Origin of the sequence: Methylobacterium sp. GXF4 (assembly GCF_000272495.1) — a bacterium.
Lineage (GTDB): Bacteria > Pseudomonadota > Alphaproteobacteria > Rhizobiales > Beijerinckiaceae > Methylobacterium > Methylobacterium brachiatum.
The window spans coordinates 131,284-154,501 of record NZ_AKFK01000050.1 but is presented as its reverse complement, the minus strand read 5'-3'; the positions used below and the strand labels follow the sequence as shown (position 1 = coordinate 154,501).

The window sequence follows — 23,218 nt, the reverse complement described above, 5'->3', positions numbered from 1 at the left end:
CATGACTGACTTTCCCCCCGTCGACGGCACCGAGATCGCATCCGCGCTGCGGACCCGCGCGTCGGAGAAGATCCTCGTCCTCGACGGGGCGATGGGCACGGTGATCCAGCGCCTCGGGCTGACCGAGGCGGATTTCCGCGGCGACCGCTTCAAGGATCACCCGAACGATCAGAAGGGCAACAACGACCTCCTGATCCTGACCCAGCCGGACGCGATCCGGCAGATCCACCTGGATTACTTCCTCGCCGGCGCCGACGTCTGCGAGACCAACACCTTCTCGGGCACCACGATCGCGCAAGCCGATTATGGCCTCGAATCGATCATCCACGACCTGAACCGGGAGGGCGCGCGCCTCGCCCGCGAGGCCGCGCAGCTCGCCGAGAAGCAGGACGGCCGCCGCCGCTTCGTCGCCGGCGCCATCGGCCCGACGAACCGCACCCTGTCGATCTCGCCGGACGTGAACAATCCCGGCTACCGCGCCGTGACCTTCGACCAGGTCAAGACCGCCTATATGGAGCAGGTCCGCGGCCTCATCGCCGGCGGCGCCGAGCTGATCCTGATCGAGACGATCTTCGACACGCTCAACGCCAAGGCGGCGGTGGCCGCGGCCTGGGCGGTGTTCGAGGAGACCGGGATCCGCCTGCCGATCCAGATCTCCGGCACGATCACCGACCTGTCGGGCCGGACCCTCTCGGGCCAGACCCCGGCGGCGTTCTGGAACGCCCTGCGCCACTCCGATCCGCTGACCTTCGGCCTCAACTGCGCGCTGGGCGCCCGCGAGATGCGCGGCCACATCGCCGAGCTGTCGCGGATCTGCGACACCCTGGTCTGCGCCTACCCGAATGCCGGCCTGCCCAACGAGTTCGGCCTCTACGACGAGAGCCCCGAGGCCATGGGCAAGCTGGTCGGCGAGTTCGCTGAAGCCGGCCTCGTCAACATGGTCGGCGGCTGCTGCGGCACGACGCCGGACCATATCCGGGCGATCAGCGAATCGGTCGCCGGCAAGACGCCCCGGCAGATCCCCGAGATCCCGCGCCTGATGCGGCTCTCGGGGCTGGAGCCCTTCGTCCTGACCAAGGAAATCCCGTTCGTGAACGTCGGTGAGCGCACCAACGTCACCGGGTCGGCCAAGTTCAGGAAGCTCATCACCAACGGCGACTACGCCGCCGCCCTGGACGTCGCCCGGGATCAGGTCGCCGCCGGCGCCCAGGTGATCGACGTCAACATGGACGAGGGCCTGCTCGACTCGCAGAAGGCGATGGTCGAGTTCCTCAACCTCGTCGCCGCCGAGCCCGACATCGCCCGGGTGCCGGTGATGGTCGATTCCTCGAAGTTCGAGGTGATCGAGGCCGGCCTGAAATGCATCCAGGGCAAGGCGATCGTGAACTCGATCTCCATGAAGGAGGGCGAGGAGAAGTTCATCGAGGCGGCTCGCGTCTGCCGCTCCTACGGCGCCGCCGTGGTGGTGATGGCCTTCGACGAGCAGGGCCAGGCGGATACCTACGAGCGCAAGGTCGAGATCTGCACCAAGGCCTACCGGATCCTGACCGAGCAGGTCGGCTACCCGCCGGAAGACATCATCTTCGATCCGAACATCTTCGCGGTCGCCACCGGCATCGAGGAGCATAACGGCTACGGCGTCGCCTTCATCGAGGCGACCCGGACGATCCGCGGGACCCTGCCGCACGCCCATATCTCGGGCGGCGTCTCGAACCTGAGCTTCGCGTTCCGCGGCAACGAGCCGGTGCGCGAGGCGATGCACGCGGTGTTTCTGTACCACTGCATCCAGGCCGGGATGGATATGGGCATCGTCAATGCCGGCCAGCTCGCCGTCTACGACGAGATCCCGGCGGAGCTGCGGGAGCTGTGCGAGGACGTGGTCCTCAACCGCCGCGACGATTCCACCGAGCGGCTGCTGGAATCGGCCGAGCGCTTCAAGACCGGCGCCTCCGCCCAGGCCAAGACCGCCGACCTGACCTGGCGCGAGGCCCCGGTGGCCAAGCGCATCGAGCACGCGCTGGTCAACGGCATCACCGAGTACATCATCGCCGACACCGAGGAGGCGCGGGCCGGCGTCGAGCGTCCGCTCCACGTCATCGAGGGCCCGCTGATGGCCGGCATGAACGTCGTCGGCGACCTGTTCGGCGCCGGCAAGATGTTCCTGCCCCAGGTGGTGAAGTCCGCCCGGGTGATGAAGCAGGCGGTGGCCTATCTCGAGCCGTTCATGGAGGAGGAGAAGCGCGCCAATGGCGGCGACGGCAAGCGCCAGGCCGCCGGCAAGGTGCTGATGGCCACCGTGAAGGGCGACGTCCACGACATCGGCAAGAACATCGTCGGCGTCGTGCTGGCCTGCAACAACTACGAGATCATCGATCTCGGCGTGATGGTCCCGGCCGCCAAGATCCTCGACGTGGCGCGCAAGGAGAATGTCGACATCGTCGGCCTGTCCGGCCTGATCACCCCGTCGCTCGACGAGATGGTCCATGTCGCCGGTGAGATGGAGCGCGAGGGCTTCTCCGTGCCGCTGCTGATCGGCGGTGCCACCACCAGCCGGGTGCACACGGCGGTGAAGATCCACCCGGCCTATGCCAAGGGCCAGGCGGTCTACGTCACCGATGCGAGCCGCGCCGTCGGCGTCGTGTCGAGCCTGCTGTCCAAGGAGACCCGCGACTCGACGATCGAGACCGTGCGCGCCGAATACGCCAAGGTCTCGGCCGCCCATGCCCGCTCGGAGCTCGACAAGCAGCGGCTGCCCCTGGCCAAGGCCCGGGCCAACGCCTTCAAGATCGACTGGTCGGGCTATGCCCCGAAGAAGCCGGCCTTCACGGATGCCCGGGTGTTCGGCTCCTACGAAGTCGCCGACCTCGTGCCGTATATCGACTGGACGCCGTTCCTGCAGACCTACGAGTTCAAGGGCCGCTTCCCGGCGATCCTCGACGATCCGGACCAGGGTCCGGCCGCCCGCGCCCTCTACGAGGACGCGCAGGAGATGCTCAAGCAGATCGTGGCCGAGCGCTGGTTCAACCCGAAAGGCGTGATCGGCTTCTGGCCGGCCAACAGCGTCGGCGACGACATCGTGCTCTACAAAGGCGAGAGCCGCAGCGACCGGCTCGCGACCTTCCACGGCCTGCGCCAGCAGCTCTCGAAGCGCGACGGGCGGCCCAACACCTGCCTGTCGGACTTCGTGGCCCCCGCGGAGACCGGCATCGCCGATTACGTCGGCGGCTTCGTGGTCACGGCCGGCCTGGAGGAGGTTCGGATCGCCGAGCGGTTCGAGCGGGCCAACGACGATTACCGGGCGATCCTGGTGAAGGCGCTGGCCGACCGGATCGCCGAGGCCTTCGCCGAGCGCATGCACGAGCGCGTCCGCCGGGAATTCTGGGGCTACGCGCCGGACGAGCATTATTCGCCCGCCGAGCTGGCGAGCGAGCCCTATGACGGGATCCGCCCGGCTCCGGGCTATCCGTCCCAGCCCGACCACACCGAGAAGACGCAGCTGTTCGACCTGCTGAAGGCCGAGCGGCGGATCGGGGTGAAGCTCACCGAGTCCTACGCCATGTGGCCGGGCTCCTCGGTCTCGGGGCTCTACCTGGCGCATCCGCAGGCGCACTATTTCGGCGTCGCCAAGGTCGAGCGGGACCAGGTCGAAGACTACGCCCTGCGCAAGGGCATGGATATCCGCGAGGTCGAGCGCTGGCTCGGGCCGATCCTGAACTACGACCCGACGCGGTACCTGGCGGAAGCGGCGGAGTAGGGGGCTCGGCAAGCATCGGTTGTGAGGGACGCCTTGCGGCGCCTGAACACCCGCGTCGTCATTCCGGGGCTCGCTGCAGGCGAGAGCCCGGAATCCAGAACCACAGGCGAGCCCGAACGATGCGACGCGGGTTGCTCAAAGCCGGCAAGCTCGGCGGCTCTGGATTCCGGGCTCCGCTGTGCGGCCCCGGAATGACGATGCGTTTCGGCTCTTTCGAAGGAACTCTGAGCGACCCGCGTCAGCAGGTCCCGGCGCCGCGGGTGTTGACGTAGAGCGCGTAGACCGAATGCGAGGCGGTCATCAGCAGTAGGTTGCGGTTGAGGCCGCCGAAGCAGAGGTTGGCGCAGCGCTCGGGCAAACGGATCCGGCCGATCGGCTTGGCCTGGGACGAGAGGATGAGCACGCCGTCCTCGGCCTCGCTCATACCCCAGCCGCACCAGAGGTTGCCGTCGACATCGATCCGGAAGCCGTCCGGCGTGCCGGTGCCGGCGTCGTAGAACACCCGTCCGTTGGCGGTCCTGGTGCCGGTCTCGACCACGTCGTAGACGCGGATCAGGCGGTTCGGCTTGGCGCGCGCCTCGATGACGTAGAGCTTCGACTCGTCCGGCGAGAAGGCCAGCCCGTTCGGTCCCGCGAGACCGGCCACCGCGACGCTCGCCTGCCCGGTCGCCGGGTCGATCCGGTAGACATTGCCCGGGAGCTCCGGCGCCGCCATCGACTCGTGCGGGTTGGGGCCGAAGGCCGGATCGGTGAACCAGATCGCACCGTCGGAATGGCACACGACGTCGTTGGGTGAATTGAGCGGCTTGCCGTCGAACCGGTCGAGCAGCGTGGTGATCGAGCCGTCATGCTCGGTCCGGGTGACGCTGCGGGACTTGTGCTGGCAGGTGACGAGGCGGCCCTGCCGGTCCCGGGTGTTGCCGTTGGCGTAGGCGGACGGCTTGCGGAACATTGTGAGCGCCCCGGAGGCCTCGTCCCAGCGCATGATCCGGTCGTTGACCACGTCGCTGAACAGCAGCGCGCCCATGTCGCCGAACCAGACCGGCCCCTCGGCCCAGCGCAGGCCGGTGGCGACACGTTCCACGGTGGCGGAGGGGATGCGGTACTTGGCGAAGGCCGGGTCGAGCACCTCGACGGCGGGATCGGGCACGCGCTGCGACGGCTCCCACCCGGCCCCGGCCGCCCGGGCCGCCCCGAGCAGGGCCGCGCCCGCGAGCAGGCCTCTGCGTGCGATCGTCGCCATGTATCCTCCCTGTCCGGTCAGCCGCCGGCTTCGTCCACGATTCGTGGATCGTTGTTTGGCCGTGCTGCCTTGCCCCGGGCTGAGACGTCGGTCCGCGGGGAGCGCGCGGGTCAGTGAATTTCCGGCTCGGGAATGCCTCCGGCGCCCTCGAGGAAGTCGAAGTCGCAGCCCTCATGCGCCTGCCGCACGTGCTGGGCGAACAGGCGGTTGTAGCCCCGGGGATAGGCCCGGTCCGGCGGCACGAACGAAGCGACGCGCGCGGCGATCTCGGCCTCGTCCAGATGCAGGTGGATGCGCCGCTCGGACACGTCGACGGTGATCAGGTCACCGTTGCGCACGGCCGCCAGCGGACCCCCGGCCGCCGATTCCGGCGAGACGTGCAGGATGCAGGCGCCGTAGCTGGTGCCGCTCATGCGCGCGTCCGAGATCCGCAGCATGTCGCGCACGCCCTGCCGGAGCAGGACCTTCGGGATCGGCAGCATGCCCCATTCCGGCATGCCCGGGCCGCCGATCGGGCCGGCATTGCGCAGGACCATGATGTGGTCCGGGGTGACGTCGAGGTCGAGGTCGTTCACCGCCGCGCTCATGGCGTCGTAATCGTCGAACACCAGGGCCGGCCCGGTATGCTTGAGGAAACGCGGATCGGCGGCCGGCGGCTTGATCACGCAGCCATGCGGCGCGAGGTTGCCGTACAGGATCGCGGTGCCGCCGGATTCGACGATCGGCTTGTCCAGGGGGCGGATGACGTCGTCGTTGTAGACGCTCATGCCGGCGAGCCCGTCGCCGATCGTGCCGCCGGTGACCGAGCGGGCGTCGAGGTGGAGGAGGGGGGACAGCCGCACCATCAGCGCCCGGATGCCGCCGGCGATATGGAAATCCTCCATCAGCCAAGCGCCCGAGGGCCGCAGGTTGGCGATCACCGGCACCTTCTGGGCGAAATCGTCGAATTCGGACAGCTTGATCGGGATCCCGGCCCGGCCCGCCATCGCCACCAGATGGATCATCGCGTTGGTCGAGCCGGCCAGGGCGTTGTGGACCACGAGGGCGTTCTCCACCGAGCGCCGGTCGAGGATGTCGGACGGTTTCAGGTCCTCCCAGATCATCTCGACGATGCGCCGGCCGCAGGCGCTGGCCATGCGCGGATGGTCGGCATCGGCCGCCGGGATCGAGGCCGCGCCCGGCAGGGACAGGCCGAGCGCCTCGGCGATCGAGGTCATGGTCGAGGCGGTGCCCATGGTCATGCAGGTGCCGAAGGTGCGGGCGATGCCCGCCTCCATGTCGTTCCACTGCTGCGTGGTGATCGTGCCGGCTTCCTTCTCGGCCCAGTATTTCCACACGTCGGAGCCCGAGCCGAGGATCTTGCCGCCGGAATGCCCGCGCATCATCGGCCCGGCCGGCAGGAAGATCATCGGCAGGTTCATGGAGATGCCGCCCATCACCGTGCCCGGCGTGGTCTTGTCGCAACCGCCCATCAGCACCGCTCCGTCCACCGGGTGCTGGCGCAGCAGTTCCTCCACCTCCATGGCCAGGAGGTTGCGGTAGAGCATCGTGGTCGGCTTGACGAAGTTCTCCGAGAGGGAGAGCGCCGGCAGCTCGATCGGGAAGCCCCCCGCCTGCCAGACCCCGCGCTTCACCTGCTCCACCCGCTCGCGGAAGTGGAGGTGGCAGGGGTTGATGTCGCTCCAGGTGTTGATGATCCCGACGATCGGCTTGCCGGTGAAGTCGGCGCGCTCGTAGCCCATCTGGAGCATGCGCGAGCGGTGACCGAAGCTGCGCAGGTCGGTGGCGCCGAACCAGCGCTGGCTGCGCAGATCGCCGAGGGTCTTCTTGTGTGCGTTCATCAGACGGTCTCCGGTCTCACGCGCTCGGTCGCGGCGGCCGGTCGGCCCGCCGTGCCGCCCCGGCCCGCCCCCGTCGCGCCCGGCCGGACCGCCAGGAAGGTAATCGTCGCGGAGGCGAGCGCGCAGGCGGCGAGGAAATACAGGCCGGCCTCATAGGTGCCGGTGGCGTCCTTCAGCCAGCCCAGAACGTAGGGGCCGACGAAGCCGCCGAGATTGCCGATCGCATTGATCAGCGCAATGCCCCCGGCCGCGGCCGGTCCCGACAGGAACTCGCCGGGCATCGCCCAGAAGGCGGGCTTGGTGCCGTAGAGCCCGATCGCGGCCACGGACATCGCCGTAAGCGACCAGAGGCTGCCCAGCATCGGCCCCGCAGCGATCAGGCCGAGCATGGCGATCACCCCGGCGACCACGAAGTGCCAGCGCCGCTCGTCGTTCCGGTCCGACGACCAGCTCCAGGCGACCATACCCACGGTGCCGACGACGTAGGGCACCGCGGTGGCCAGGCCGGTCTCCCAGTCCGTGAGCTTCAGGCTCTTGAGGATCGGCGGCAGGAAGAAGGTGATGCCGTAGGTCGCCGTGCCGATGAAGAAGTAGATCGCCGCGAGCGCCAGAACCCGGCGGTCGGTCAGCGCCTGCTTGAGCGTGAAATGCCCGTGCGCCTGGACCGTGTTCCGGCGCTCGGCCTCCAACGTGTCCTCAAGCCAGGTTCGCTCCTCCGGCGCGAGCCAGGCAGCCTTGGCGGGGCGGTCGGTCATCAAGGCGAGCACGACGAAGGCCAGCAGGATCGAGGGCACCGCTTCCAGGATGAACAGCCACTGCCAGCCGTACAGGCCGAGCACGCCGTCGAGCTGGAGCAGCGCGCCGGAGATCACCGCCGTGAGGGCGTTCGAGCCCGGCACCGCCAGGAACAGGGCCGCCACCACCCGGGCCCGGTAGCGCCGGGGAAACCAGTAGGTGAAGTACAGGATCATGCCCGGGAAGAAGCCGGCCTCGGCCACCCCGAGCAGGAAGCGCATCGTCAGGAAGCTCACCGGGCCGGTGATGAAGGCCATGGCGCCCGCGACCAGGCCCCAGGTGACCATGATCCGGGCGATCCAGAGCCGGGCGCCGTTGCGCTCCAGGAGGAGGTTGCTCGGTATCTCGAAGATGACGTAGCCGAGGAAGAAGATCCCCGCGCCCCAGCCGTAAATGGTCGCCGAGAAGCCGAACTCCCGGTTCAGCCCGAACGAGGCGAAGCCCACATTCGTGCGGTCCATGTAGGCGATGAAGTAGATCAACACGATGAGCGGCAGCAGCCGCCACGAAACCTTCGCGACCGTGCGCCGCTCGATCTCCGGCAGCGCCGAGACCGCAGGCATGCCCCCCGACATAGCCCCCTCCCAATCTTGCGTTTTCGGTGCCGGCTTCACGCCGATCGGTATCGGGCGCCGTCAGCGCCCGTTCTGCTTCCGCCACGCGGCGAAGTCGGCGAGACTCTGCTCGTCGGTGGCAGGATAGAGGCCCAGGATGGAGCGGCCCTTGCGGACCTCCTCGGTGACGAAATCCTCGTAGGCGGTCATCTCGACGGCCTCGTCGGCGATCTCGTCGGCGAGGTGGGCGGGAATCACCGCCACGCCGTCGCCGTCACCCACGATCACGTCGCCCGGGAAGACCGGGGCGTCGCCGCAGCCGATCGGCACGTTGATGTCGATCGCCTGATGATGGGTGAGGTTGGTCGGCGCCGAGGGACGCACATGGTAGCTCGGCATGTCGAGTCGGGCGATCTCGTCGGCGTCGCGAAAGCCGCCGTCGGTGACGAGACCGGCGCAGCCGCGCACCATCAGCCGCGTCGCCAGGATCGAGCCGGCCGAGGCCGCGCGCGCATCCTTGCGGCTGTCGATCACGAACACCGCGCCGGGCGGGCAATCCTCCACCGCCTTGCGCTGCGGATGCGTCCGGTCCCGGAACACCGTGATCGGGTTCAGGTCCTCGCGGGCCGGGATGTAGCGCAGGGTGAAGGCCTCGCCGACCATCGTGGCGCCGCCGCCTTTGAGCGGGCGCACGCCCTGGATCATCTGGTTGCGCAGGCCGCGCTTGAACAAGGCGGTCATCAGCGTCGCCGTGCTGACGGTCTTGAGCTTGTCACGCGTCGCGATGGATAGCCCGGGCATCCGCATCATCCCCCTGAAAGCGGTCGCCGTCGAACCCGGATCATCGAGGATCCGGCCGGCGCGGATGCGCCCTGGGCGACCAGTGATATCTCAGGGCTTGAGTAGGACGCCCACCGGAGCCATTGTCAACCGGAGCAGGCGGGGGCTTCGGGACAGACGGGGGGCAGCTTGGCCGGGGAGCGGATTTTGTCGGCGGGCGCCGACGCGTTCGGAATGCAGGTCGATGCCAGGCGGCCGCGTTCCCTGTCCGAGACCGCCTACGACGCGATCGAGCAGATGATCATCAGCCGGCGCCTCGCGCCGGGCGCGATGGTGTCGGAGGGGGAGCTCGGTGCGGAACTGGCCCTCGGGCGCACCCCGGTCCGCGAGGCCCTGGCGCGCCTCAAGGCGATCGGCTTCGTCGAAGTCCATCCGCGCCGCGGCGTGCTGGTCACGCAGGTGGACATCATCAAGCACCTCGAGCTGCTGGAAGTCCGGCGCCCGCTCGACGAATTGGTCGCCCGCTGCGTAATCGCCCGCGCCTCGGACGACGACATGGCGACCTTGCAGGCGCGCACCGAGGGCCTGCTCGCGGCCGCCGCGGCCCGGGACCGCGAGGTCTATTTCCGGCTGAAGCGCGCCCTGCACGAGGCGATGGTCGCGGCGGCGTACAACACGACCCTGACCGGCACGATGGGCCCGCTCCACGCCCAGTCGCGGCGCTTCTGGTACGCCCACGAACCCACCGCCAGCTTCCTCGACTGCGCCGGCATCCACGCGGCGATCGTGGGCGGGATCGCCGCTCACAACTGCGAGCGGGCGCTTGCCGAAATCGGCAGGCTGTTCGACCTCCTCGACCGGATGACGCGCCGGGCCCTCGACCGCCAGCCCCTGGTCTGACAGGTTGACCACGCCGCCCGCAGCCCTATCTTGGGACTGAGATATCAGTCGCATCCCAGGAAACGGCATCGGTCAGGCCAAGGCCGCGAGAGGCCGGCCGGCTGCTCCTGGGGACATGCTCCGGGGCGCCGTCAACGCCAGGGAGAAACGACTTGAGCGGATTGCCCCAACGCACCGGCGCGCAGGTGCTCGTCGATCAGCTGATCGCCCAGGGCGTGGAGCGGGTCACCTGCGTCCCCGGCGAGAGCTACCTGGCCGTGCTCGATGCGCTGCGCGACAGCGGCATCGACGTGCTCGTCTGCCGCCAGGAAGGCGGCGCCGCGATCATGGCCGAGGCCGCCGGCAAGCTCACGGGGCGCCCCGGCATCTGCTTCGTCACCCGCGGGCCCGGGGCCACCAACGCCTCGGCGGGCGTCCATATCGCGCGCCAGGATTCGACCCCGATGATCCTGTTCGTCGGCCAGATCGCCCGGGCGATGCGGGACCGGGAGGCATTCCAGGAGGTCGATTACCGGCAGATGTTCGGCGGCCTGGCCAAATGGGCGGTGGAGATCGACGACGCGGCCCGCATCCCGGAGATCCTCGCCCGGGCCTTCCGGGTCGCGCTCCAGGGCCGGCCGGGCCCGGTGGTGATCGCCCTGCCGGAGGACATGCTCGACGATGTCGCGGCGGTGGCCGACGCCCCCCGGGTCGTCCCGGCCGAGCCGGCGCCGGCGCCGGGCGATGTGGAGCGGCTGCGCGCGCTGCTCGCCGCGGCGCGGCAGCCGATGGTGCTGCTCGGCGGCGCGCGCTGGACCGAATCGGCCCGCACGGCCCTGGCCGGATGGGCGGAGCGCCACGACGTGCCGGTGGCGGTGTCGTTCCGGCGCGCCAACCTGTTCTCCGCCGACCATCCGAATTTCGCCGGCGAGCTCGGGATCGGGCCGAACCCGGCCCTCCTGGCCCGGATCAAGGAGGCCGACCTGCTGCTCATGGTCGGCGGGCGCCTGTCCGAGATGCCGGCCCAATCCTACGGCCTCCTCGGCATTCCCAATCCCGGCCTGCCGCTGGTCCATGTCCACCCGGACCCGGCGGAACTCGGAAGGGTCTACCAGCCGGCGCTGGCGATCCAGGCCACCCCGGAAGCGTTCTGCGCGGCCCTGCCGGCCTATGATGCCCCCCGGACCGGCCGCGCCGCCGAGGCGCACGCCTCCTACCGCGCCTGGTCGGAAACCCCGGAGCCGAAGCCCGGCTCATTCCAGTACGGCGCGGCGATCGCCTGGCTGCGCGAGCGGCTGCCGCCGGAGGCGGTGATCTGCAACGGCGCCGGCAACTTCGCCACCTGGGTGCACCGCTACTACCGGTTCCGCGCCTTCGGCACGCAGCTCGCCCCGACCTCGGGCTCGATGGGCTACGGCCTGCCCGCCGCCGTGATGGCCAAGCGCAGCCTCCCCGAGCGGATCGTCGTGACGCTCGCCGGCGACGGCGACGTGATGATGACCGTGCAGGAATTCGCCACCGCCGTGCAATACGGCGTCGCCATCATCGTCGTGGTCCTCGACAACGGCATGTACGGCACGATCCGGATGCACCAGGAGCGCGAGTATCCCGGACGCGTCTCGGCGACCGAGCTGCGCAATCCCGATTTCGCCGCCCTGGCCCGCTCCTGCGGCGGCCACGGCGAGCGCGTCGAGCGGACCGAAGAGTTCGCCCCGGCCTTCGAGCGCAGCCTCGCCGCCGGCATGCCGGCGATGATCCACTGCCTCGTCGATCCGGAGGCGCTGACACCGACCATGACCCTCGCGGCGATCCGCGCGAAGGCCCTGGCGGCACGCGAGGGCTGAGAGGCCTTCCCTGAACACCGACCCGGTGCGGATCCTCCGTACCCATACGAACAGGAGTCGACGATGACCGTGCGTGGCGAAAACCTGATCGGCGCCCAGGCCCAGCGAGGCACGCAGGCGGCATTCCGGGCCGTGGAGGCGGCCACCGGCCAGGCCCTGGAGCCCGAGTTCCCCGGCGCGAGCCTCCAGGATCTCGACCGGGCCTGCGCCCTGGCGGAGGCCGCCTTCGACACCTACCGCGAGACCGATCCGGAGACCCGGGCGGCCTTCCTCGAGACGATCGCCGCCAACATCCTCGATATCGGCGACGACCTCGTCACCCGCTGCATGCAGGAGACCGGGCTGCCCCGGCCGCGGATCGAGGGCGAGCGCGGCCGCACCGTCGGCCAGCTGCGCCTGTTCGCCGGCGTGTTGCGCGAGGGCAGCGCCTTCGAGATCCGCATCGACCCGGCCCTGCCGGACCGCAAGCCGCTGCCGCGGCCGGACCTGCGCCTGCGCAAGGTCGCGCTCGGACCGGTGGCGGTGTTCGGCGCCAGCAACTTCCCGCTCGCCTTCTCGGTGGCCGGGGGCGACACCGCCTCGGCGCTGGCGGCCGGCTGCCCGGTGATCGTCAAGGCCCATCCGGCCCATCCCGGCACCTCGGAGCTGGTCGGCCGGGCGATCCAGAAGGCGGTGGCCGCGAGCGGCTTGCCCGAAGGGGTGTTCGCGCTGCTGTTCGATGCCGGCCAGTCGATCGGGCAGGGGCTGGTGGCCGATCCCCGCATCGCCGCGGTGGGCTTCACCGGATCGCGCCGGGGTGGCACCGCCCTGATGGAGATCGCGGCCAAGCGCCCGCACCCGATCCCGGTCTATGCCGAGATGAGCAGCATCAACCCGGTCCTGCTGTTCCCGGGCGCCCTGGCGGCCCGGGGCGAGGCGATCGGCCGGGCCTTCGCGGCCTCCCTGACGCTCGGCGCCGGCCAGTTCTGCACCAATCCGGGCTTGATCCTGGCGGTGCCGGGCCCGGGCCTCGACGCCTTCCTGGCCTCGGCCACGGCCGCCCTGCGGGAGACGCCCGCCGCGACCATGCTGACCCCGGGCATCCACAAGGCCTATTGCGAGGGCGTCGCGCGGCTCGCCGGCCACGCCGCGGTCACGCGCCTCGCCGAGGGACCGGAAGGCACCGCGACCCAGGGCCGGGCGGCCCTGTTCGCCACCGATTCGAGCGCCTTCCTGGCGGAGCCCGAGCTGCAGGAGGAGATGTTCGGCGCCGCGGCCCTGGTGGTGCGCTGCCCCGACCTCGCCGCGATGCGGAAGGTCCTGGAGCATCTCGAAGGCCAGCTCACCGCCTCCCTGCACATCACGCCCGAGGACCATGCGGCCGTGCGGGACCTGCTGCCGCTGCTGGAGCGCCGGGTCGGCCGCATCCTGGTCGACGGCTTCGGCACCGGGGTGGAGGTGGCCCACGCCATGGTCCATGGCGGCCCGTATCCGGCGACCTCCGACGGGCGCACGACCTCGGTGGGCAGCCTCGCGATCGACCGGTTCCTGCGGCCGGTGAGCTACCAGGACCTCCCCGACGCGCTGCTTCCCGCGGCCCTGAAACAAGCCAACCCCCTCGGCCTGCCGCGCCGGATCGACGGCGTTCTCGAGCGCCGCTGACGCGACCGGGCGCGCGGGGACGGGCCGGCCCGTCCCTCCCCGCGCGCCCCAATCTCGAACGGCGCAGTTTGCGCCCGATCGAGCGCTTGCAACGCCGAGACTCCCCGTCTAGACAGCCCCAGCCCACGGTGGGGCGTCGCCAAGTGGTAAGGCAGCGGTTTTTGGTACCGCCATTCCCAGGTTCGAATCCTGGCGCCCCAGCCAAGCCTCCGCTCAATCAGTGATCTGTTGTTAAGCTGGTCGCAGCCGCTCCCGCGGCACGGCCGATTGTACGCAGCGCTGTTGCACGCGCTTGTCCACAGGACAGGGCGTTGCCACTGTGTTCTAACCTTTACCGGCGTGGGCCGGCATATCGGTGACGACGGCGAGTCCGTTGCGATGGGCGGGCACGACCGCTTGGTGCCTCCGTAAAGCGGAACTCCACCACGGTCGCGTTGAGCCGCGGCACCAGCGACCAGCCAGGGCGTGCACACTCGGCTGAGGGCTCAACGCGGAAAGCCTCCGCGTTCGGGATGATCCCGCCATGCGCACAGGCGCCTATGGGTCCTCTACCGAGGCTGCAGGATGGGTCGGGCCCGACGTGCCTGCCGCAAGCGGCCGCGCACCCTGGCCCTCTGCTCATCCTCAGGTCCCCCGCAACATTGGGCGGGGAACGTGTCTGATCGACGATCCGCCTGTCGATCAGGGTGTCGGGAGCAGCGGTGTGATCTCGGGCGGCGCTTCGCGAACGGAGCGCAACTCGTACCACAGGGCGTTCAGCACCCCGGCCGCCGCGGCGAGGCCGAGGCCGAGGACCCAGGCGAAATACCACATTGTCGAACTCCTTCGAGAGTGGGGAGGAAGCCCGCGGCCACCCGGCCGCGGAGCGAGCTCAATAGGCCGCCGAGCCGGGGGCGGTGATGTCGCGCTCGGAGACCTTCCCCCAGAGCACCCGGTAGACCCAGGCCGTGTAGGCGAGGATGATCGGCAGGAAGACCACCGTCGCGATCAGCATGTTGCGCAACGTCGCCCGGCTGGAGGAGGCGTCGAAGACGGTGAGCGCGTGGCCCGGATGCGTGCTCGACGGCAGGATGACGGGAAACATCGCGAGGCCGACCGTGGCGATGATGCAGGCGATGCCGAGCTTCGAGGCCAGCAGGGTCAGGCCCTCCCGCCGGGCGCGGAAGCCCATCATGGCGAGCAGCGGCGCTACGATGCCGAGGAGCGGGACGAGGGCGAGGGCCGGATGCGCGCGGAAATTCGCGAGCCATGCGCCGGCTTCCGTGACGACCTCCTTGGCGAGCGGGTTCGAGGGGCCGTCGCCGGGCAGCGCGGTCACGACCCGGTAGCCGCCGAAGGCCCCGGCCCAGACCAGCAGGCCGCCGAGCGCGAAGAGCGCCGCGGTGGCGAGCGCCGCCCGCCCTCCGATGGCGCGGGCGCGCTCGGCGACCGGCCCCTCGGCCTTGAAGGCGAGCCACGCCGCCCCGTGGGCCACCAGCATCGCCACCGAGAGGCCGCCGCAGAGGAGCGCGAGCGGGTTGAGCAGGCCGAGCAGCGTGCCGCCGTAGATCGGCCGCAGGTCGTCCGTGAAGTGGAAGGGGACGCCCTGGAGCACGTTGCCGACGGCGACGCCGAAGATCAGGGCCGGCACCGCCCCGCCGACGAAGAGCGCGGCGTCCCATCGCGCGCGCCAAGCCGGGCTCTCGTTCTTCGAGCGGTACTTGAAGGCCACCGGCCGCAGGATCAGCGCGAACAGCACGAGGAACATGGCGAGATAGAAGCCGGAGAAGCTCAGCGCGTAGAGCGCCGGCCACGCGGCGAAGATCGCGCCCCCGCCGAGCACCAGCCAGACCTGATTGCCTTCCCAGGTCGCCGAGACGGTATGGATCGCCAGCCGCCGCTCGATGTCGGTGCGGGCGACGAAGGGCAGGAGCGCGCCCACGCCGAGATCGAAGCCGTCGGTGACGGCAAAGCCGATCAGCAGGACGCCGAGCAGGACCCACCAGATCAGGCGTAGGCTTTCATAGTCCGAGAGAAGGGCGAGCATGCGGGAAACTCCTCGGCAGGGAGGCGCGACCGGGATCGGCCGGCCCCCGAAGGAAGGGGAGGGAGGGGGTTACTCGGCGGCGGCGAGGCGTGCGCCGGTCCCGTTCACGGTCTGGCCGGGGAAGAGCGCCGCCGGATCCTCGGCCAGCGTCTCGGGACCCTTGGCGATGGCCCGCAGCATCAGCCGCACCTCGATCACCGCCAGCACGCCGTAGACGAGGGTGAAGCCGGCGATGGTGATGAGCAGGGAGGGGATCCCGAGTTCGGAGGTGGCGAGCGCGGTCGGCAGTACGCCCTCGATGATCCAGGGCTGGCGGCCGAACTCGGCAACGAACCAGCCGAACTCGATGGCGATCCAGGGCAGCGGCAGAGCCAGCAGCGCCGCCTTGAAGAGCCAGCGGGGCGCCTCCGCCTCCCGCGCCGTGTGCCAGAGCGCGGCCCCGAACAGGGCGATCAGGAGAAAGCCGCAGGCCACCATCGCCCGGAAGGTGAAGAAGATCGACGGCACATGCGGCACGGTCGACCACGCCGCCCGATCGATGTCGGCCTCGGTCGCCGTCCGCGGGTCGCCGATCAGCGGCTTGAGGAGCTGGGCGTAGCCGAGATCGGCTTGCGTCCGGGCGAAGTCGGCGCGGGCCTGGGCATCGTTACGGTCGGCCTTGATCCGCTCCAGGGCCGCGTAGGCGACGAGCCCGTTGCGGATGCGGTCCTTGGCGTGCGCGACGAGCTCGGTGATGCCGGGGATCTCGGTCGTGAGCGAGCGGGTGCCGATCAGGCCCATCGCGTAGGGGATGTGGAGGGCGTAGCGCGTCGTGCGGCTCTCCAGATCCGGGATGCCCACGGCCGTGAAGGCGGCGGGCGCGGGCTCCGTGTGCCACATCGCCTCCATGGCGGCGAGCTTCATCTTCTGGTGGTCGGTGATGGCGTAGCCGCTCTCGTCGCCGAGCACGACGACGCTGAGCGCCGAGGCCAGCCCGAAGGCTGCCGCGATGGCGAAGGAGCGCTTGGCCAGTTCCAGGTGCCGGCCCCGCAGGATGTAGAGGGCCGAGACGCCGAGCACGAAGACCGCGCCGCAGACGTAGCCGGCCGAGACCGTGTGAACGAACTTCGCCTGCGCGACCGGATTGAGCAGGACGGCGGCGAAGTCGGTCACCTCCATGCGCATCGTATCCGGGTTGAAGGCGGAGCCCACCGGATTCTGCATCCAGCCGTTGGCGATCAGGATCCAGAGCGCCGAGAAATTCGTGCCCAGCGCCATCAGCCACGTGACGACGCAGTGGGCCAGGGCCGAGAGCTTGTCCCAGCCGAAGAAGAACAGCCCGACGAACGTCGCCTCCAGGAAGAAGGCCATCAGGCCCTCGATCGCGAGCGGGGCCCCGAACACGTCGCCGACGTAGTGGGAGTAATAGGCCCAGTTCATCCCGAACTGGAACTCCATGGTCAGGCCGGTGGCGACGCCGAGCGCGAAGTTGATCCCGAACAGGAGGCCCCAGAACTTCGTCATGTCGCGCCAGACCTTCCGGCGCGTCATCACGTAGACGGTCTCCATCATGGCGACCAGGATCGAGAGCCCCAGTGTCAGGGGCACGAACAGGAAGTGGTACATCGCCGTCAGCGCGAATTGCAGGCGCGACAGATCGACGAGCAGCGGGTCGGTCATGGAAGAGTCCTCGGCGTCCTGCAAAGCCTGTCGCCCCGGAGGCGGCATGGGCGCCTTGACCCAGATCAAAGCCGCGCTCGGCCGTCCTCGCGCACAAGGCGGCATGTCCCGTCCGCGAACGATCCGCCTCCGCCGAACCGGCGCCCGTCCCGCGCCCGCCGCCCTCGGCCTCGCCCGCGAGGCGGCGCGCGCCGGCCTGCGCCGCATCCACGGGCTCCACGCCCTGCGCAGCGCCGCGGCGCTCGGAGGCGCCGTGGCACTCGCGCGGCTGACTGGCGCGTTGATCGAGACGGGCGAGCTCGACGATCCGGCACTGGGCCTCGCGGTGGCCTGCGCGCTCGCGGGCGCATGGCTCGCCGCGGCGATCGAGGGGCGCAGCGCGGTGCTGGAGGCGGAGGTCGGCGCAGGGCTGATCGATGCCGCGCAGGCGCAGCTGACGGCGATGCCGGCCCGCACCGCCACGGCGCTGCCCAGGGGCGCGCTGATCGCCGGCCTGCAGCGCCATCCGGGGGCACTCGCCCGCCTCGTTGTCGGCCACGCCGCCGCGCGGCGCATGATGGCGCTTGGGCCCCTGCTGACGGCGGCCACCCTCGCTTCGGTCTCGTGGCAGGCTGCGCTCGCCCTTGTCCTCGCGAGCCCGGTGATGATCGTCTTCTTCGCCCTCGTCGGCGGGATGATCCGGGAGCGCGCCGCGGCGCAGGAGGCGGCGCTCGGGCGACTGGCGACCCAGTTCGCCGACCGCGTGCGGGCGCTGCCGACAATCCTGGCCGCCCACAGCCTCGCGCACGAGGCGGGCAAGCTCGACCGGCGGCTCAGGGCCTATAGCGTCGGCACCATGGGCGTGCTGGCGGTCGCCTTCCTCAATGCGGGCGTGCTCGACTTCTTCTCGTCGCTCACGATCGCGATCCTGGCGGTCTTCCTCGGCCTGGGCCATCTCGGCCTCGCCGAGATCCCGGGCTTTGCCGGGCTCGCGCTCTGGCAGAGCCTGCTGATCCTGCTGCTCGCGCCCGAGTATTTCGCACCGTTCCGCCGCTACGCCGAGCTCTATCACGCCAAGGCGGAGGGCGAGGCCGCCGCGGACGCCCTCGCCTGGGTGTTTCCGCAGGACGCGACCGCGGGGGCCGTGATCGTCGGGCCGCGCCTCGAGGCGCCGGGCGTGCGCGGCCTCGTCCTGCCCCATACCGGGCCGGTCCCGGATTTCGACCTGCCGCGGACGGGCCTCGTCGCGCTCACGGGGCCGAGCGGGGCCGGCAAATCGACCCTGCTGCGGGTATTGGCCGGGGTCGAGGCGCCGCGCGCCGGTGCGGTGCGGCTGCCGGAGGCGGGCCCGAGAACCTGGGTCTCCCTGGAGAATCCCGTTCCGGCCGGTACGCTGCATCACGCGCTGACCGACGGCGTCGTGGCACCGCCCGAGGCGGTGGCACGGGCGGCCGCCGCGCTCGGCCTCGCCGACGACCCGCACTGGCCGGGCGGCCTCGATGCCCCTGTCCGGGCGGGGGCGGAAAACCTCTCCGGCGGCCAGCGGATGCGGATCGCGGTGGCGCGGCTCCTGCTGCGGCCGGGCCTGGCCTTCTGCGACGAGCCGACCGCCAAGCTCGATCCGGTCAACGCGGCGCGGGTCCGGCAGGCCCTGCGGGCGGCCGCCCGCCACCGCCTCGTCGTCGTCGCGACCCACGACCCCGCGCTGGCGGCGCTCGCCGACCGGCGGGTGAGCCTTGGCGCCACCCCGCTCGAAAGACAGGCCGCATGATCCGCTCGTCGTCCGCGGCCGGCACGGCCGGCGCCCGAAACCGCATCTGGAGCCGGGGCTGGCACCTCGCCTTCGCCCTCGCGGCCCTGGCGCTCGCCGCAAATCTGGCCCTGGCCGGCACCGCAATCGCCTTCCTGGCCGCAGTGGCGCTCGCCGGCGCGGGGCCGGCGGCCTTCGCCTTCAACTTTCACCATCCGGCCGCCCTGGTGCGCCTCTTCGCGCTGCTGCGCACGGGTGCGCGCTACGGCGAGCGCATGACCGGGCACCGCGCGGCGCTCGCCGATCAGGTCCGCCGCCGAGCGGGCTTGTTCGCGGCCCTGGCCCGGGCGCCGGAGAGCCGCGCCGCGGGCTGGCAGCTCGGCCGCCCGGAGCGGCTGGCCGACTTCATCGACGACGTGGCCGACGTCGACTACGCCCGGCTGCGTGTCGCCTTCCCGCTCGCGATCACCGGAGCGGCGCTCCTCGCGCTCCTGGCCGCGACCACCCTTCTCGCGCCGCTCGCCCTGCTGCCGCTCGCCGGGCTCGCGCTCGCCGCAACCCTCCTCGCCCGCCGCACGGCGCGTCGGCTCGCCGCCATCGAGGCCGGGACGCGGGCCGCACGCCGGGCCGCGTCGGTCGACCTCGGCGCGGCACTCGCGGGGGCCATCCCCCTCGATGCGGAAGGCCGACGCGCGGCCAGCCTGCGCGACGCCCTCGACCCGATCCGCGCCGCGGAGCGGACGGGCGCCTCCGGGCGGCGGGCGCTGGCCCGGCTCGAAGCTGTGCTGGCCCTGGCCGGCCCAACCGCGGCCCTGGCCACGCTGCTCGCTGCCTGGAGCGCGGGCGCCCGCGGCACCGGCCTCCTGCCCGCTGGCTTCCTGGCCTTCGGCTGGCTCGGGCTCGCCGAGCCGCTGCTCGCGCTGCCCCGGTCACTCCTCGGCGCCGTCCGCGCCCGCCTCGCGCGCGGGACTTTTCCGTCCGAGGCGAGCGCGGCCGCAGAGGCGAGCGCACCCTGCGGTGCCGCCGGGCCGCTCACCCTGCACGGCCTGCGGCTGCGCACACCGGAGGGGCGCGATCTCGGCCCGGTGCCGGACCTCACGGTTTTGCCCGGCCTCGCCCTGATCCTCGTCGGCGCCAGCGGCTGCGGCAAGACCACCCTGCTGAAGGCCCTCGCGGGCTGGGGCGAGGACCGCCCCGGGGACGAAATCCGCCTGGGGGGCACCCGCCTCTGCGCGCAGGAGAGGCGGGCGGCGGCGCATCTCGGCCTGCACGACGCGGCCATCCTGGCCGACACCGTGCGGGAGAATCTGTTCGCGCCCGATGCCGCGGATGCGGAACTCTGGGCGGCGCTCGCCGCGGTCGAACTCGACACCCGCATCCGCTCCGGCGGCGGCCTCGACGCCTGGATCGGCGAGGGGAGCCTGTCACTCGGCGAGGCGCAGCGCCTCAACCTCGCCCGCGCCGCCCTGAGCCCGACCCCGGTGATCCTGCTCGATGAGCCCGCCGAGCATCTCGGCGACGATCAGGCCGCCCGCATCCTCGCAGGCCTCCTGACGCTATGGCGCGACCGCGTCGTCGTGCTCACGAGCCACCGCCCCGATCTCGCGCTGCCGGGCCGCCGCTTCGTGCTGGCGCCGCCTTTCGCTCTGGATCAGGGCCCGAGCCCGGCACCGGCGGCAATCTGCGCCTCATGAACCCCGATCTCCGCGCCCGCTACGACCGGCTCCGGCTGCCCCGCTACACCGGCACCCCGACGCCACCGCACTCCAGGGCAGGCCCGCGCTTACCCTTGCAGCCACCCGGCATCGGCGGTGCCAGGCGCGCCCATCCGGCATCCCTCGCGGGAAGCGTGGTCCATCGTGCCACCACATAGCGGGACCAAACACCGAGCGCTCCGCGCATCTCCCGGTGTCGCGACCGAGTTGTGGCTGTCCCGTCTCTTGGCAGCGCCCGATCGCGGCTCGGTCCGGCGCTGCCCAAGCGTTCGAGCGAAGGCGGCCTCGGCCTACCAGAGATGCATCAGGATATTGGAAAGCTTGCTGAACCAGTTGGTCGATGGCGTTTGGTGGGGCTCGGCGTGGCTGAGCTTCTGCATCATGGAGAGGGCGGCTTTTCGCTGGCTCTCGGAGATGGAGAACGTCTGATAAGTGGCGGTCTTGGCCGCCGCAGGGGCTCCGGCAGAGACCTGGGCGCCGGCACCGCTCGCGCTCGTCGGCGCGGCCGCGCTGATCGGGTTGGTCGGGCTCGTGGCGGTCGGCGCCGAGGCGGGTGAGGCGCTGCTCGGGGCTTGCAGGCTCGGTGCCGGTGAGCGGCTCGCGCCCGCGGCGCTGGCGAGGGCGGGCTGCGCCGTGTTGGCCGTGACGTTGGTCGGACTAGCCGTCGGGCTGGTCGGGACGATGGTGGTCGGCTGCACTGGGCTTGTCGGCGCGGGGCTCGCGGCCGGGGTGGTGGCGAGGCCGCTCGCGCTGGCCGTGGCCGTCGAAGACGGGCTCGTCGGGCTGGGTGCCGCGGTCGGGGCTGCCGTCGGGGCTGCGGTGACGGGCGCGGTCGTGACGGGGGAGATCCCCGCCGATGCGGAATCCGAGGCCGTCGTGCCGGCGGACCCGGCGGTGTTCGATCCCGCGGGCGCGGTGTTGGCCATGCCATTGGCGCGCTGCGAGGCGACCGGGGTCGTCGCGCCGGGGGCGGAAGGGGTCGCACTGGCGGGCGCGGCCGGATTGGCGGGGACGCTGGCCTGTGCGGTCGGCGTGGTGGCGCTCGCGGTCGGGGTCGTGCTGCCCGCGGAACTCGGTGCCGGGATTGCGGATGGGGCCGGTGTCGTGGCGGCGGGGGTCGCGTGCGTCCCCACATTCGTGCCGGGGCTCGCCGTGCTGGCCGAGCCCGTCTGGGCGGCAGGTGCGGCGGCGCCACTGGCGGCCGGGCTCGGCGCCGCTGCCGCATTGGGCGTCACGGTTGTGGTCTGCGGCGCGGCGCCGGCGGTCACCGGGTGCGTGCTGCCGGTCGCCGAACTTGTCGCGCTGACCGGGTTCGGGGCGGCGCTGGCCGGAGCCGGCGCGACGGTCTCGCTCCTGGCCGGGCCGGTCGACGGGGCTGTGGCCTGAGGCGCTGCGCTGCCGGTGCTCGAGCCCGTCGCGCTCGGCGCGGCGCTGGCCGGGGCGGTCGAGACGGGGGAACTCGGGGTCGCGTCCTTCGTGCTGCCGGATCCCGTCGTCGATCCGGCGGTGTTGGCCGTCGCGGTGCCGGTCCCCGATGCGGTGCCGGTCGTCGAGCCGGTCGCCGGCTTGGCCGCTGGCGCGCCGGCGGTCGTGGCCGCGGCGGTGGTCGGGCTGCTCGCGCCCGAAGACGATGCGGGGGAGGGCGTCGCGCTCGCCGCGCCGGCCGCGCTGCTCGACGGGGCTGCACTCGTCGTCGCGCTCGGCGTCGGATTGGCGGCGGTCGCGGGTGTCGATGCGGCCGCCGAGGTGGCGCCGTACAGGCCCGGATCCTTGCCGTCCGGGCTCGACACCGCGTCCTGCCTCACGGCGACGGCGGACGAATCCTTCGAGTAGGCGCGGACGTAGTCGATCTTCGAGGTGATCGCCGTGCGGGCGATGTCGGCGTTGTTGCTGCCGCCGCCCTGCGTGGCCAGATCGACCAGCATGTACATCGGGCTGTGCAGGTCCGACGGGGTGGCCTGCGAGCCGGTCATCTGGCCGTCGACGTAGAAGCTGATCCGGTCGGCCTGCCAGTCCATGCCGTAGGTGTGGTAGCCGTTCTGGTTCGGCATCACGCTGGTGACCTGGCGGTTCTGCTGCCAGGGGATGTTCGGCGTCTGGTCCGTGGTGTGGATCGTGCTGTAGACGGTGCTGGGCCCGTCGCCGTAGCGCTCGACGACGTCGAGTTCCTGATGCTGCCCGGCATTGTGCGGGTCGGGCTTCTGCTGGTTCGGCAGCAGCCAGAACGCGTCCCAGGCGCCGACCTGCTCGGAGAAGTCGGCCCGGACCTCGAAATACCCGTAGGTCTGGGAGAAATTGCCCTGCGTGGTCAGCAGGCCGGATTCCCAGCTGCCGGGCACGCCCGACGTCGTCCTGTCCGGCACCGCGGTGATCGACAGGGCACCGTTCTGGACCTGGAAGGGGTCGTAGCCGGAGCCTTTGTCCACGAAGGAGGAATGGCCGAATCCGACATCGGCGTTGGCGTCGCCGCGATCCTGCGCGCGAATATCGGCCCAGGTCGTGCCGGCGCCGGTCTGCGAGATACTGCGGGTGTTGAATTCTTCGTCGAAGGTCAGCTTGTAACCGGTCAGATCGACCATGACTATTCCCCCAGACTTTCGACAAGGCGCGATTCTGCGATCGCAGCACAAGAAAGCTTGCCTACGTGATTACAGGACGCCGCGAGCGGCCGACCTGCCCAGCTGTATTTTCCTATTTTTAACGCTGTGGAAACAATACTTACGTGGTTGCTTGGCTGTCAAGATTGGTGTTTTGGCAG

At 71.1% G+C, this 23,218-nt stretch carries 14 protein-coding genes and 1 tRNA gene; 7 read left to right on the top strand and 8 right to left on the bottom strand.

What is annotated here, in order from left to right; all coding sequences use genetic code 11:
* Position 1 precedes the first annotated feature (1 nt).
* Entirely contained in the window at positions 2-3,754 is a 3,753-nt protein-coding gene (gene metH / locus WYO_RS07505) for a methionine synthase (protein WP_007560825.1), read from the top strand.
* A 238-nt stretch (positions 3,755-3,992) separates the two neighbouring features.
* Here the strand turns inward: metH and WYO_RS07500 are convergent, their stop codons facing one another.
* From WYO_RS07500 to WYO_RS07485, 4 genes are all read right to left on the bottom strand, one after another.
* Positions 3,993-4,997 carry an SMP-30/gluconolactonase/LRE family protein gene (locus WYO_RS07500; RefSeq protein ID WP_007560823.1) on the bottom strand — a complete coding sequence of 335 codons (1,005 nt, stop codon included), beginning with the start codon at positions 4,995-4,997 and terminating at the stop codon, positions 3,993-3,995.
* A 110-nt stretch (positions 4,998-5,107) separates the two neighbouring features.
* The gene (gene araD, locus WYO_RS07495; RefSeq protein ID WP_007560822.1) at positions 5,108-6,838 is read right to left on the bottom strand and encodes an L-arabinonate dehydratase; all 1,731 of its coding nucleotides are present in this window, start codon (positions 6,836-6,838) and stop codon (positions 5,108-5,110) included.
* Positions 6,838-8,208, bottom strand: a complete 1,371-nt coding sequence (locus WYO_RS07490; RefSeq protein ID WP_007560821.1) for an MFS transporter — start codon at positions 8,206-8,208, stop codon at positions 6,838-6,840. Before WYO_RS07490 ends, araD begins: the two co-directional genes overlap by 1 nt.
* Before the next feature lie 60 nt (positions 8,209-8,268).
* Positions 8,269-8,988, bottom strand: a complete 720-nt coding sequence (locus tag WYO_RS07485; RefSeq protein ID WP_007560819.1) for a ribonuclease activity regulator RraA — start codon at positions 8,986-8,988, stop codon at positions 8,269-8,271.
* A 186-nt stretch (positions 8,989-9,174) separates the two neighbouring features.
* On the opposite strand from WYO_RS07485, the gene WYO_RS07480 reads away from it, so the two are divergent.
* The 4 genes from WYO_RS07480 (at position 9,175) to WYO_RS07465 (ending at position 13,535) form a co-directional block, all read left to right on the top strand.
* Positions 9,175-9,867, top strand: coding sequence for a GntR family transcriptional regulator (locus tag WYO_RS07480; protein ID WP_007560817.1), 693 nt, complete (start codon positions 9,175-9,177; stop codon positions 9,865-9,867).
* A gap of 152 nt (positions 9,868-10,019) precedes the next feature.
* A complete protein-coding gene (locus tag WYO_RS07475) occupies positions 10,020-11,690 on the top strand; it encodes a thiamine pyrophosphate-binding protein (protein WP_007560815.1) in 1,671 nt (556 codons plus the stop codon).
* A gap of 63 nt (positions 11,691-11,753) precedes the next feature.
* Positions 11,754-13,331: an aldehyde dehydrogenase (NADP(+)) gene (locus WYO_RS07470; RefSeq protein WP_007560813.1), complete on the top strand. Its 1,578-nt coding sequence runs from the start codon at positions 11,754-11,756 to the stop codon at positions 13,329-13,331.
* A 129-nt stretch (positions 13,332-13,460) separates the two neighbouring features.
* A tRNA-Gln gene (locus WYO_RS07465) sits at positions 13,461-13,535 on the top strand.
* A gap of 477 nt (positions 13,536-14,012) precedes the next feature.
* Here the strand turns inward: WYO_RS07465 and cydX are convergent.
* The 3 genes from cydX to WYO_RS07450 all read right to left on the bottom strand — a co-directional run bounded on the left by cydX (position 14,013) and on the right by WYO_RS07450 (position 17,016).
* Positions 14,013-14,144, bottom strand: a complete 132-nt coding sequence (cydX, locus tag WYO_RS29760; RefSeq protein WP_007560811.1) for a cytochrome bd-I oxidase subunit CydX — start codon at positions 14,142-14,144, stop codon at positions 14,013-14,015.
* Between the two features lie 58 nt (positions 14,145-14,202).
* Positions 14,203-15,357: a cytochrome d ubiquinol oxidase subunit II gene (cydB, locus tag WYO_RS07455; RefSeq protein WP_007560809.1), complete on the bottom strand. Its 1,155-nt coding sequence runs from the start codon at positions 15,355-15,357 to the stop codon at positions 14,203-14,205.
* A gap of 69 nt (positions 15,358-15,426) precedes the next feature.
* A complete protein-coding gene (locus tag WYO_RS07450) occupies positions 15,427-17,016 on the bottom strand; it encodes a cytochrome ubiquinol oxidase subunit I (protein ID WP_007560807.1) in 1,590 nt (529 codons plus the stop codon).
* Between the two features lie 103 nt (positions 17,017-17,119).
* Between WYO_RS07450 and WYO_RS07445 the strand changes: the two genes are divergently transcribed.
* Together WYO_RS07445 and WYO_RS07440 are read left to right on the top strand one after the other, a co-directional pair.
* The gene (locus tag WYO_RS07445) at positions 17,120-18,766 is read left to right on the top strand and encodes an ATP-binding cassette domain-containing protein (RefSeq protein ID WP_039902503.1); all 1,647 of its coding nucleotides are present in this window, start codon (positions 17,120-17,122) and stop codon (positions 18,764-18,766) included.
* On the top strand, positions 18,763-20,439 hold the full coding sequence (locus WYO_RS07440; protein ID WP_007560803.1) for an ATP-binding cassette domain-containing protein: 1,677 nt from the start codon (positions 18,763-18,765) through the stop codon (positions 20,437-20,439). Before WYO_RS07445 ends, WYO_RS07440 begins: the two co-directional genes overlap by 4 nt.
* A 311-nt stretch (positions 20,440-20,750) precedes the next feature.
* Here WYO_RS07440 and WYO_RS32120 read toward each other — a convergent pair whose 3' ends face one another.
* On the bottom strand, positions 20,751-23,039 hold the full coding sequence (locus WYO_RS32120) for a family 16 glycosylhydrolase (protein ID WP_007560801.1): 2,289 nt from the start codon (positions 23,037-23,039) through the stop codon (positions 20,751-20,753).
* Positions 23,040-23,218 lie beyond the last annotated feature (179 nt).

Coding starts and splice junctions, on each gene's coding strand:
- metH (WP_007560825.1), top strand. CDS start 2: ATGACTGACTTTCCCCCCGTCGACGGCACCGAGATCGCATCCGCGCTG.
- WYO_RS07500 (WP_007560823.1), bottom strand. CDS start 4,997: ATGGCGACGATCGCACGCAGAGGCCTGCTCGCGGGCGCGGCCCTGCTC.
- araD (WP_007560822.1), bottom strand. CDS start 6,838: ATGAACGCACACAAGAAGACCCTCGGCGATCTGCGCAGCCAGCGCTGG.
- WYO_RS07490 (WP_007560821.1), bottom strand. CDS start 8,208: ATGTCGGGGGGCATGCCTGCGGTCTCGGCGCTGCCGGAGATCGAGCGG.
- WYO_RS07485 (WP_007560819.1), bottom strand. CDS start 8,988: ATGCCCGGGCTATCCATCGCGACGCGTGACAAGCTCAAGACCGTCAGC.
- WYO_RS07470 (WP_007560813.1), top strand. CDS start 11,754: ATGACCGTGCGTGGCGAAAACCTGATCGGCGCCCAGGCCCAGCGAGGC.
- cydX (WP_007560811.1), bottom strand. CDS start 14,144: ATGTGGTATTTCGCCTGGGTCCTCGGCCTCGGCCTCGCCGCGGCGGCC.
- cydB (WP_007560809.1), bottom strand. CDS start 15,357: ATGCTCGCCCTTCTCTCGGACTATGAAAGCCTACGCCTGATCTGGTGG.
- WYO_RS07450 (WP_007560807.1), bottom strand. CDS start 17,016: ATGACCGACCCGCTGCTCGTCGATCTGTCGCGCCTGCAATTCGCGCTG.
- WYO_RS07445 (WP_039902503.1), top strand. CDS start 17,120: ATGTCCCGTCCGCGAACGATCCGCCTCCGCCGAACCGGCGCCCGTCCC.
- WYO_RS07440 (WP_007560803.1), top strand. CDS start 18,763: ATGATCCGCTCGTCGTCCGCGGCCGGCACGGCCGGCGCCCGAAACCGC.
- WYO_RS32120 (WP_007560801.1), bottom strand. CDS start 23,039: ATGGTCGATCTGACCGGTTACAAGCTGACCTTCGACGAAGAATTCAAC.